This is a genomic window from Rhizobium sp. PRIMUS64 (assembly GCF_023006465.1).
In the GTDB taxonomy this organism is placed as follows: Bacteria; Pseudomonadota; Alphaproteobacteria; order Rhizobiales; family Rhizobiaceae; genus Rhizobium; species Rhizobium leguminosarum.
This window is the reverse complement of record NZ_JALBGX010000003.1, coordinates 1-12,635: the sequence shown is the minus strand read 5'-3', so window position 1 is coordinate 12,635 and position 12,635 is coordinate 1. Positions and strand designations below refer to the sequence as shown.

Here is a 12,635-nt window from a genome sequence, read left to right as displayed (position 1 = left end):
GCACTTGTATTAGCGAACGGTCAACTATAAACTTACTTCCAGAGGGGTCAATTCTCAAGCTGAGAAGCGTAATTGATCATGCGGTTCTGCGTATTTATTGAAGCGGAGGCGTCACTCTGTGAATTCAACAACATCCTTGCGGGTTAACGTGCCAAGCAAGGCGTTTTTGCTTGGTTCGTAAGCTGCTCTTGGGCGGTTGCTGGCTTCACCCTAGATATGACCACGTCGCTGATGCACCCCACGCCCAAACGTGTCCCGATATTTCCGAGTGTCTCCGAGCCGGCCAAGCGCAGCGAATAGCAGTCGTGACGCTAACACTCTGTTAACCGCAGACCGGCGAATGTTTTCTTTGCGTGATGAAATTCGGGAGCGCCACTGCAAAGCATTCCCGAAATTGCCTCCGCGGTATCCATTGACTCCGGAACCAATGCGGGCAATCATAATGGCATGAAAACTTGAAGTGGTTCTCGTTGTACATGTGCTTGACAGGGGGGATACTTGGTCGAGCGTTCAGATACCGGGGCATTGTCATCTACGGACGACGACAACAATCACCTTCGCGTAACAAGGCGAGGGTTTATCTTTGGCAGTGCCGCCGCCAGCGCTTTTTTTGTAGATGATGTTTTCGCCGCTGAAACAGGCGATCGTAGAGATCGTTGGCTATTCTCGAAGAACGACGATGGGCCGGACCGATTTGTTTACAAGCTGACGTATTTCGACGGCAGCGGAAATGCGAAGCAGGACTTGTACTTTCGCGAGCGAACGTTCGGCGTCCTCGCCCGGATCGAAATCCGGCCGGCTGATGCGGCGGATGCGCAGTCGGGCCGGATCGACCTGAGGCTGCGCATTTCCAAGGCCACCATGCTCCCGGAAAGCGCCGCCGGGTCGGATGGCGGCGGCACGCGGTTCTTTACCTTCGACTTCTTCTTCAGGCATAACGCGGCCAACGGCGCATTCGCGCCGAGCATCGATATCGCCGCCCGCGGCTGGGCGTTCATCGGGGGCCTATCGACCACGAAACCTTGGACGCTCTACGAATGGATCAAGGAAGGGCGCGGCGCGATCCCGGTCAGCGATGCAAAACCCGTGGCGGGAGATAAAACCGGGCTCGCCGCCCGCTTCGCGGCAAGCATCTTCGGCCCGATCGTCGAACCCGGCAACTCGGAACTCTGTTTTCTTCCACAGCTCAATCCCGACGACCGGTTCCTTTGGCGGATTAAAACGGCTGGCGAAGAAAAAAAAGATGTCGCTGTCGAACGGGTCTTGACGCTTTCCAGCCGCTTACCCGACAAAAGCTCCGGCAAGGCCGACACTGGGCAGGATCCGAGTCTGACGACGATCGCTCGGGCCTCCCAGCTGGATATCTGGCGCGAAGCGCCGGCGCCCGTTGAAAAGAAATCCGCCAAGGCCGACGCGGGGAAAAAAATCAAAAAGGCGGATGACAACAAAAAGCCTGCGACAGCGAACACTGGCAAGTCCGAGGACAAGGTCGCCGCGAAGTCCGAGGATGAGACCGACGGCATTGTCTGGGTCGAAGGCCGCTTCCCGGAGCAGAAGCCGGTCGGGTCCATCATTCGCGGCGCCTTCAACGAAGCGGCAACTGCCGGGCCGCGGGTCGCTGTGGCAGGGCAGGACTTTGGCGAGGAAGGTGGGTTCAGCGCGGTGCTGCTCGAGCAGCACTATCTGACGGTTCCTAAGGTCAAGGCCGGTGAAAACGGCACGAACGCACAAGCAGAACCGAGAAAATCGATCCCGCATAGCCCGGTCGAATTTGCCCGCTGGTCGACGATCATCGACAGCACGGGAGACCGTGCCGAAATCGCCGCCGCGCGAGCGTTCCTTTCGGGCGAGGTGAGCGTCCTGTCGGGTGGGCTAGGCGGCATCGCGGGACCGGAATTCCTCGAAGGTAAATTGCCTGTCGCCGACGGTGAATTGTGCGTTTCGACTTTGCTCGCCGTGGCGGCCCCCTTAATCCCGCAACCCGGCGACCTCAATACGCTTTGTCTGTTCCCCTTGGCCGAGCGGACCTTTACGCTCTCGACCTCGCTCGGCGACTATTCGGCGGAACGGCCGGAGAAACGCGTCAGAAGGCCGGGCGAGAAACGTGAACCGGCGCCCGTGGTCATTCGGGCGAGGAATTTCTCGACCGTGACGCATTTTGAGGCGGCGGTGCGCATTGCCGATGCGTCGGTCGCGCTGCTCGAAGATCAGTCGACGCTACCTTCGCTCGGCGCGTCGCGCGGCCATTTCACCCGCCTCGACTTCCTCGGCGGTCCGGAAATCGCCCTGCGCCTGCACGGCGTCCCCGAGCCGCGGATCGGCCACCCCGGCCATATCCTGCTTGCCACCACCAACGGGCTGCCCTTGCCGGAAGCGCCTCAGCCGCTCGCGTCGTCGCTGCCGATGGAGCGGGCATTGCTGCGCGTGCTTCGTTACGGCGACCTCGCCGATCTGCGCTTCCGCTTCGCAGGGTTCGACCTGGTCAACAACGGCACCGGCTGCGTGTTGCGGCCGCGAGGGCCGGCGGTAGTCGCGCGGATTGTCGATCCAGCGGCGGATCCGAAGCCAGTCGATGAACCCTTGATCTCCGCCAAGAGCGAAAAAACGCCGCCTATGGATACCTCGGGCGCCGAGCAGACCGACGCGAACGCCGCAAAAAGCCAAGACGAAGCGTCTTCAGCGGGCGGCAAGAAAGTCGAACCCTTGGCGCTGCCGTTGACCGGCATGGTGGTCGATCCGCGCCCGATGATCATCGTGGAGTTCCCGCCGCAGCACAGGGCTGAGCAGGCTTTCTTCCAGTTGCGCACCGTGCGCCCATCCTTGCCGAAGCTGCCGGGGGCAGCGCGCGAGACCCAGCCGATCGGCGTTTCCTTGCAGGCTCTGCGCCGAGCCTATGGGCCGGGTGATGGCGAGGTGCGCTTGAAGCATCGTGCCGACATTCTGTTGCGGCTGATCGAATTGCAGGTCCCCAGAAACAAGGACGAAACGGAGGACGACTGGAAGGAGCGTTGGCGGACCCGGTGGGAGCATCTCGCCATGCTTCTGAAGAAGAGACCTGCCCCAGAAGACAAGCTCGACCTCGGCGCGGATCAAAAACTGCTCGAAGAGATCGCGAACTTTCTCGCGTTTGCCAACGCGTTTGCCGGCCGGTTTCCGCAGCCTGGCTCATCGACAACCCAAGAGGTCGACATTCCGCCGGCGAACTTCCCTGCCGAGCAGAAACTCTATGCCGGACCAGAATTCGTCGACCAGGACACGCAGCGCTACGCGGAACTAGCCCAGCACGCGATCGAGGGGTCGATCTACTCCGAAGGTAATCCGCTGCTCGATCGTGTTCCTGTCGAGCCTGTGTCCGAGGCCGAGATTCTAGCGCTGAAGGAAAACCTGCCTGTGCAAGGAGCGGGCAACGGTGGGAACACCGGCGCCGTCGCCGACCAGGTCAGCACGCTGCGCGAACTCCGCAGTCCCGGCTACCTTGCCTTCGCCAAGGGTTTTGACGCTACTTTCGCGGGATTCGCCCTCCCGGAGGGCTTCGTTCCGACGGTTCCGCTTCCGCTCACGCCGTTTGGCGGCGCCGACCGGCTGCGCGGCCTGATCATTGACGCCAATCGATTCCTGACCAACAAGGATAAGGAAGACGAAAAGGCGAAAGGCAAGGCGGCATTCGACGCTTGGTGGAAGCCGTTCGCCGAAAAACTGTCGCCGCTCGTCGACGCCCTGCCGGCGGCGGATACAGGGGCGGAGCCGCCGGTGCGACCTGTCCAGTCCCGCCTATCAGGTCCGACCCGTCTCGCCTTCCGCGTCAACACGGACGACTACGATCCGCGCTACGCCACCGGCGAGATCCCGTTCACCGTCGACGCGCTCACAGACTTTTCGCGCTTCGAGCTGTCCGTGGTGCGCCGCGCCCAGAAGCTGCTTCTGTCGAACCTCGACGGGAGCCGGCGGCCCGTCTGGGACACCGAGGCGGATCCTGACTTCGCTCACATGCTCGTCCATCAGGGTTTTTCGCGCGGGGGCGATAAGCTCCAGCCGGTGGATGCGCGGCGCACCGAGGAGCCGGATCTCGACCAGACCGCCAGCCAGCGCCGCTGGTCGGAAGCAAGGGTCACCGTCGACCAGCGCTTGGCCGAGGTCGTTACGCTGTCGACCGAACCACCGGCGGACGACGAGACGTCCATCGAGCTACCTTTCCGGTTGATGCTGTCGCCTTCGCAGGACGCCCTGTTTCGAACGCCGCGTGGCGTCCCGGCCGGGCTGTTCCGGCCAAGCGAAGAAGATGACAGCGAGCCCGCCGCCTCGGCTCTTTGGACCGCCGAACTCGATCCCGAGTCGGGTGCGGAGACCCGCGCCATCTGGTCGCCGGACTACCGGCCGGAAGTGTTTCTGCCGCAGGAGCCGCGCCGGGAAGCCTTGTGGAGGAGCCTTCTGACTTCGGCTCAGCCCGCTCTTCCCGACTTCGTCACCCGCTATTTTCCGAATAAGCGCTCGCGCGCCAATCGCGCGCCGCTGCGCGGACCCTATGCTCCGTGGGCAATGGGAAGGCACATCTCCTCGCTCAACCTGTCTGACGCGAAGGGGGAAATCGGCGATCACCGTTTCCGCACTTCCCTTGACGCATTCGACCGGCACGAGCTTGTCGCGCTCAGTTCTGTCCACGGTCTTCCCGTGCTCGGGCGGATATCCTTGGACAACAAGCGGATCGGACGGGATCAGCGGGAGCCGCCGCGCGGCTTCTATCTTTCGCTGATGGGCAAGCCCGCCGACCCGCAAGAATCCTATGATCTCGGCGACATTTACGTGCCGAGGCCGTTCGACCCGCAAGGATTCGAGTTAGCACTGAGCTCGCTCGGCGGTTTCCTTTCGGTCGACGCGTCCTTCGAGCCGCCCGCTGCCATCATTGACTATGAGCGCGGCACGCTGTTCGACGCTCTGTCCATCGAGCGCTGGCGGCATCGCATCGTGCTTGGCCGCGACATCAGCGCCGAGGTCGTCTACAAGGGGTACCTGATGCCGCTCGGCATCCGCGCCTCCCTTATCAAGAGCACCGAGCGGCGGTTCGAGCGCATCGGCGGCACGGGCGGACCGGTCGCGGTCCTCCGCCAGCGGATGTTCATCCGCATCGCTAAGCCGGAGAAGGATTTCCGTGCGTTCCGGCAGGCCGACGACGGACGCCGTGTGCCGTTCCGCAAGATCCAGATAAAAACGCTGCAAACGCCGGATATCGTCGACCCCTTCGATCTGGCGGGTAACCGCGATGAGACGGGTGTATGGCCGGGCGGATTGATCGATCTCATCGACCGCCCCCAAACTGCCGCCAGTGAGAGGGGCTCGGGCCGGGCCGGAACCCCCTTCTGGCCGCGCACCGCCCGGCGCTATGGCGCCGAAGTGATGTTCGAAGTCCTGCTCGATGAAAAGATCCGCGTGCGCATGCCGATGATCTTCGTCGACAACGTCACCGTGAACAATGAGAATTCGCTCGGGCCGCTCGCCGACTATTACAATCTGCATGGTACTCCGCTGGAGCAGACTCCCGACCCAGCCGTCGCAGCTTATGTCGCACGGGCATCTCTGGTTCAGCGGCGGCTATTCAGCCAGAAGCTGATCTTCGCCCCGCCTGAAAACGACGGGGACACCGAGTTCGAGACCGAAACGTTGACCTTCGCGGTCGAAGGTGGGCGCAGTGGCAATCTAGGCACCCTGGACCCCAGAACCTACCAGCCGATCACGGCCAACCGCAACTTCAACAACGATCCGTATCTGAACGGGGCTGATCAGCCGCCCTTCTATCCGGCGATGCGCCGTGCGGTTGTGCACGTGAAGCAGATCGATCGGCTAACCGGTCAGCCGAGCGTGCCTGTCTCCGTTGGCTATGACACCACCTATGCCTTGGCCGGCTTCGATCCCCCGCAACCCGCTGAGGGAACGCCGGAGGCTACAGATGCACCACCGCGCAAGAATGGGCGGGACATCTTCCTCGCCCTGCTGAAACCGCTGGGCATGCGCTTTGGTAACGAAGGCGAGCGCGGCGGTGCGGTGGCACGCCCGCAGATCGACGTGGTGGCGCTGTCGCGCTCGCGCGGTCCGATCGGAAACGCCGATGCCGACAGCACGTTGAAGCCGGCCCAGCCGGCAACCCCGTCGCCGAATCCGGCAACACTGCCGCCAGCACCGGAAATTCCGCCAGCCGGGGAAAGGGTAAAGGACAACGATCTCGCGTCCTTCTTCGGCAACAATGCCAAACTGCTCGGCATCGTCAGCATCAGCGACCTGCTGACTATACTCGGCAAACTGCTGGACGTCGAACCGCAGCTACGCGAGATCCGCGAATATGGCGGCGGCTTGGCCGAAGATGCAGACGCCTTCATCCGCGATAAGGTGCTGATGCCGATCGCCAACGCCTTGGTGGTATTTCGCAACCGGCTCGAAAATCTGCGTTTCAACGGCACGGATGGCACCCAGGCGCTGGATCGCGTTTATCCGGAGGTCGCGCGGACGATGGCGGCTTTCGCCGACGTGCTCGACAAGGCAATCGCAGCGCCGCCTCCCTCCAGTGATGCGGACGCGACCATCGAGCTCTATTCCTCGGTCTACGCCACCGGTCGGCGCTTTTCGCAGGCCGTGGAGCGTGTGACGCGCGACCCGCTCACCCCGCTGCGCGAAGCCGTGCGCGGGCTTGTCGACGATTTCGTGGCCTCGCTGAACAAGGCAGTCACCGAGGCCAAGGATAAGCTGATCGAGGCCTACAGGCCCGCGGACATACGCAAATGGGCGGTCGAGACCCTGCAACAACAGCTTCTGGTTCCGAGTGGGGCGACCTCGGCTCTGGCGAATGTCATCATCCAACTGCCGATCCCGGCGTCCGAACTCCTTGCCGAAAAGGCTCAGACGCACATCGAGACCGCCTATGCCGCCACGCTGCTGATGGCGCCGGACGCGGTGGAGGATGGGCAGAAATCGCCGTGGAGCTTGAAGCCCGGCCGGCCGATCTTCGATCTCGACACGTTCAAGCAGACCTTCTTCGCCAAGCTGAAGAAAGCGATCGAGGAAGACGCGGATGGCTTGGAAACCGAACTCAAGGAGCAGCTGAAAAAATGGGCCGACAATGCGCTGAAAGCCAAGCCCGAAACGCTGCAAGGAGCGCTCTGGACCCTGTTCGACGAGATCGTCGTCGCCGGCCTGAGCAAGGCCACCGATGTGCTCGGAAGCGCTCTGGCGCTGACCGATCTGTCGATCGACAGGGCGATCGATGCACTCGAAGACGTGGGCGTGGTCCTTGCCAGAGGCTTCAGGGAGCTTCAGACGCTGCAGCAGATCGCCGGCAGCTGGACAAGCAAATGCCAGAATCTCGTCGACGCAGCCGATAAATTCACGCAGGTCGTTTTCCCGCGCTTTGTTGCGGATCCGAAGGCCTGCATCGGCTCCGATTCCGAACGGGATTGGGCAACCTGCCAGGACCCGAGACTGTTTCCACCATTCTACAGACTGGTCGGCTCGGTGATCCGCCTGAGCGATGCAATCGCGGCCCTGGTCGATACCGACGTCGACAAACTGGGCAAACTTCTTCGCGCCGTGAAGCCATGGCGAACCGAGGGAATCGTGGACGCAGCGGTAATACCGCTCGAGGATTTCTATGGCGCCCTTGTTCCAGAAAAAAACAAACTGCGTCAAGACCTCGACACGGTTCGACTAGAACTCGTAGCGATCGTTACCGACGTCCGCAGCCTCCAGGCTGCGCTCCGGAAGTCGTTCAGCGATGCGGCCGCGCTGTGTCTCACTCCGGAAAAGCTGGCGCGGGCCCTTGGCAATTCGCTGGTCCAGCTCGAGCGACGGCGGACCGACGCCATCGAGCAGCTGATTGTCTTGTCCGGGGTGCTCAAGACTAGCCTGGACTTCCTGTGGCCGGCAGGGATCACCGGTGTTCCCTCGATCACGAAACCGGATACGAACGTTGAGCCGGCGATCGATGCCGCTCCGAAGTCATGGGCCTGGAGCGACATACCCGCTGACGCGATCAAGTCCGCAGATACAGCCTTGTACCTTGTCGAGACGGCTAAGAAGGACATCCTCGCCACTGTGTTGTGGCCCGTCACTACTTCGGCTGCTTTCCTGGCCGACGTCACAGCACTTGCCGCACTGGCCACGGCCAAAGCCGGCGATGCGGTCAGATCGATCGATGAGCAACGCGATGCAGCCCGGAAGGAACTGGTGGGTGCGCTAGCAGCCATCGGGATCGATCATTTAAACGGGTTCTTCGCGTCTCTGTCGGTGCTCATGAACAAGGCAGCCGATACCCCGTTCCAGAAGGAGATCGTTGCCCTCGCTGACAACATCGGAAAGGAAATCGTCACCCTGCAATCGGTGGACCGGGTCATCGAGGACTTCAGGAAAGTCGGCTATGGTGCAGGTTCGATCGACGGCAAGCGAGATGAACTCCAAGCTTATCTGAACGTGCGCCTTCCGGCCTTAAAAAAAGACGTTCGCAGAATCTTGATCGACGCAGCTAACGACGCGCTGGCCGAGGCCGCCCAGGGTTTCGAAAACCAGATGCTGGGCGTCGTTTCGCGCGTTTTCGCCAGCGCGAAGCTTGACCTCAGCAAAGTGCTTGCTGCGTTGAAGCCCACGCTCACAACTATCGTTGGGACCACGGCTGACTCGTTCCAGGCTGTCCTCACGGCACGCAACGACGTGGTCACCGACCTGCCCAACGGTTCGGCGTCAGTCAACGCGGGGCTGACGGCGCTGCTGGTCGCGTGCCCGACCGACCCTTCCAAGATGCTGGAAGATCAGCTCGCGGCCCAGACCGAAGAGTTGAGGCGCTGGGCGAAGACGATCGCCGAACAGCCGGCCGGCTCCAACGAGTTTCTGACTGCCTCGAACGACTTCTTCAAACGCGTCGAAAACTGGAAAATCGCCGGCGCCGGCGAAACGGCAGTGTGCAAGGTTGGCGCCGCGGATGGCCCCAACGCCGTGGTAATGATCTTCAAGCAGGTGACCGAAGCGGTCGAGACGGTGGTGCGCGGCGAGTTCGGCCGGCTCGTCGACATCGCCGCGGTGCGTCGCGAGGTCGAAGCAAAGCTGCGCGAAATGGTGCCGACGCGCCTGACGCTGGCCTACGACCTCGATGTCGATCTGAAGCAGTCCGATCCGCTCGGCATCTTCATCCCCAACTTCGAGGACACGACTGACACGCGCGTCGCCGAGAACTTCAATTCGGAATTCGCACCGGCCAAGCTGACGCTGAAGGCGCGGACCTATATCGATCTTCTGAAACCGGCGCCGCCAAAGGTCGACGTGTCGGGTTCAATCGGCGCTTTCAAGGTCAAGCTGATCGGCAGCAAATTCGACGTATTGACCCTGCAGTTCGATGGCGCGCGCTTCGGCAGTGAGACCGGCGGCAAGCTGAAGACCAACATCACTGATTTCCAGCTTGGCAAGATGGTTGAGTTCCTCGATTCCATCTCGCAATACGTGTCGTTCGGCGAGAGCGGCTTTTTCCTGTCGTTACGCTACGATCTGCCCGGCATCGAGGCCGGCTATCGCATGCCGCCGATCTACCTGACGCTCGGCGCGCTCAATATCTCGAACGTATCGCTGAACGCCTCCTGCATCCTGCCGTTCTCCGAGGGGACGGCGATCTTCAAGGTTGGCCTGTCGCGCCCGGAAGCCCCGTTCTCGATCACCTCCACCATTTTCGGCGGCTGCGGCCATCTGGCTCTCTATGCCAGCCCATCCGGCATCATTGGCTTCAGCGCGTCGCTGGAATTCGGTGCGATCGTGGATTTCAAGCTCGGTCCGGTCACCGGGCGCGGCCAGATCACCGCCGGCGTCTACATCCGCTCAATCGACATGGGCGACAAGCGCGTCTCGACGATCGAGGGCGTGTTCACCGCCGCCGGATCAGCGAAGATAGCCATGTTCAGCATCATGGCGATGCTGCAGGTCCGCGTCGGCCAGCAGGCATCCGGCGGCGTCGCCGGTATCGCTATCTTCGTGTTCTCATTCTCGCTCGGCATCAAGGACATCGAGTTCCGCTTCGTGATCGCCAAGCAGGAAAAGAAGGGTTTTGGCGGCGGCGGGCTCAGTCCGGGCGGTCAGAATGGGAGCTTGGAGCCGCCGACTCGTTTCGGCGCGCTGGGCATCGACCCGATGACCACCGGTGCAACCACCGGGGAAGAGTCCGACGACAATCGGCCAAGAATCAGCAGCGAAACCGCCTGCAAGTGCGAAAATTTTGCCGGCTACATGCAATATTTCTCGGATGAGCACCCATGGATACTCTCACCTTAGCCCAGTCAGGCGCGGCTGCGGCGCCGGCGCCGAGCGTAGCCGACGCCTTTGCGGCTCAACTCGTGCCCACCGCTGTCATGCGAACTCCCGGCGGAAATTACCTGATCCGCGCCAGTGTCGCTTTCACTCCGGTTCCGGGCACGGAAAGCAACGGCGAGATCGACGAGTGGCCGTCGTGGATCGCCAAGCGCTTCACGCGAGATCCCAATGCAGAAGCAGAGGACTTCGTCCGTGTCCTTGTCCGCCGGGCTATGGACGACGCGACCAGCCAGCTGTCCAAACCCGCTATCAATGCTTTCAGGACCGCATATGGCAAAATCGCTGCCGACGATGCATCGGCACTGACCCGCCTCACCGAAATCTGGCGGACCTGGTTCGATGCCATGCCCAGCCTGCGCGCCATCCTGCGCGACGCCGCCACAAAAACGGCCGGCGACAAGACGGATATGTATCAAGACGCAAACGGTGGGCCAAATGGCACGCCGGACGTGATCAGCGTCCCGCGCGCCGAACTGGCGCGCCAAACAACGCTCGGGCGGGCGCGCAATCTGATCGAATCACTCGCCGGTGCGCAATCGGTTGCCGAAAGCGAGATGTCAAGAGAACAGCGCGATCTCCGGAAGGCTGCCCTTCCGGGTCCAGCGCAACGTCCCTGGTCCAAGGTGCCGCTGGGGTCCCCACGGACCGACATCCTGCGCGCCCTGCTTGGCATGACTGCCGAAGACCTGGCGAAGCGAGCGGCAAGCGACCTGCGTTTGGCTTGGGCTCTCGAAAGCTCACAGCTGCAAAGCGAGGCCTTGGAGCGGGAGGCGGCGGAGTTCGAGAAAAACGTGGACAAGTCTCAGCCGCCAGACGCTACCCTTGTTGCCTGGCGCCAAGCGCTCGAACAGGCCGCGAAAGCCCTGCCGACGCCGACGGACGAAGACAAGTACGAGCCTCACAGATGGGAAGCGATGCCCGCGGAGGCGTGGGCCAAACAGTTGGGGGCCTATCTGGAAGACGAGCGCCGCTGGCTCGAGCTTACGCTTGCTTTTCAGCTCGCCGAGCAGCGCGATGCGGCCAAGAAATACGCCGAATCGTGCAGGGATTGCGCTGACGCATGCAGCGCTGCTACTGTCCAACTTGCCGATTACCTCGGCAAGCTTAAAGATCATCGCGTCGCCCATCGCGCGTCGCACATCGAGACTACCGCGCAATCCGCCTTAGGGACGGCCTTCGACGATGCGGCCGCGAAAGATGCGGCGGCGCAGCAAGCTTCGACCTTACAGGACTATGGAAGGCCGGAAGAGGTCGAGGCGAAGATAACTGTAATGCAGCGGCGCTGGCACGCGCTCCAAGGCATGCCGACGTTGATGCGCGCCATGCACCTCACCATGGATATCGAGTTCACCCTGACCGAAGGTGAGCTCAACGGTCTCGATGCGAAGCTGACTGGGAAGGGCGGTCTGGCCGATCCTGCTTATTTCCTGGAGTTCGCCCTTGCTGCGACCGACCCGCAGGATGGACGCAACCTCGTCCATCAAACGCTTTGGACGCTGACGAAGCTGCGTTTGCCGGCTGACGATGAGCAGGAGTCGGGGGGGCACTGCTGGCCCTCAACCACGGAGGAATGGGCGCTCAGAAGCGCGACCAAACAGAACCTTCCCGTCGCCTCCACCCCAGAGGACAGCGGCTTTCTAGATCAGGTCGACGCGGTCATCGATCTAGATGCGCCGCTGATGGCCAACGGCCAAGTATTTAAGCGCTACGACGTCTTCTCGCTCGACGTGACCATCGCGTCCGAGGCGGAGCAACGCCGCCAAGCCGCCGAGGCCCAGGTCAGAGACGCCCGCACCCCGCTGCCCGAGGACGACAAGGTTCCCGCGGCCAAGACGTTCGAGCGCAAGTCCCTCGACATGCCGGAAGCCGAGCAGAATTCGGCGGCGGAGACCTCGACGCTGAAAACCGGTGGCTTGCAGATCGTCGACCGCTTCAGGCAAGGCGCCGTGATCGACGAGATTTTCACCTCCTGCAACGCGCAATCGCGCGAAGGCAGGCGCGTCGATGCGAACGACCTCCTGATCGGCTACCGCTTCGATGTCGGCCTGCCACAGATGGATGGGTCTCCCCGGCATTGGTCGAGCCTGTCGAGCCGGGTCGTGCGCTACAGCCATGTGGCTCCCGAAGATCTCGCGGATCTCGATGTTGTCGCCAATGCCTTCTCGCCGCCTGGGGACGACGGCGTGCGCCCCGCCGACGGCGCCACGGTGGCAATGGGCACGCGGCTGGTCCGCAACTCGCAAAGCGGCATCGCCTCGGGCGGCAAGGAGACGGCCTTCGCCGAACAGCTCGTCGTGGTGTGGGAC

The 12,635-nt window shown here is 62.3% G+C and carries 2 protein-coding genes; both read left to right on the top strand.

Going from position 1 to position 12,635, the window contains the following annotated elements:
- The first annotated feature begins 744 nt into the window (after positions 1-744).
- Positions 745-10,290 (top strand): hypothetical protein, encoded by a 9,546-nt coding sequence (locus tag MOV76_RS02390; protein ID WP_247263706.1) that lies wholly within the window; start codon positions 745-747, stop codon positions 10,288-10,290.
- On the top strand, positions 10,272-12,635 hold a 2,364-nt coding region (locus MOV76_RS02385; protein ID WP_247263705.1), incomplete at its 3' end, for a hypothetical protein. The genes MOV76_RS02390 and MOV76_RS02385, both read left to right, overlap by 19 nt.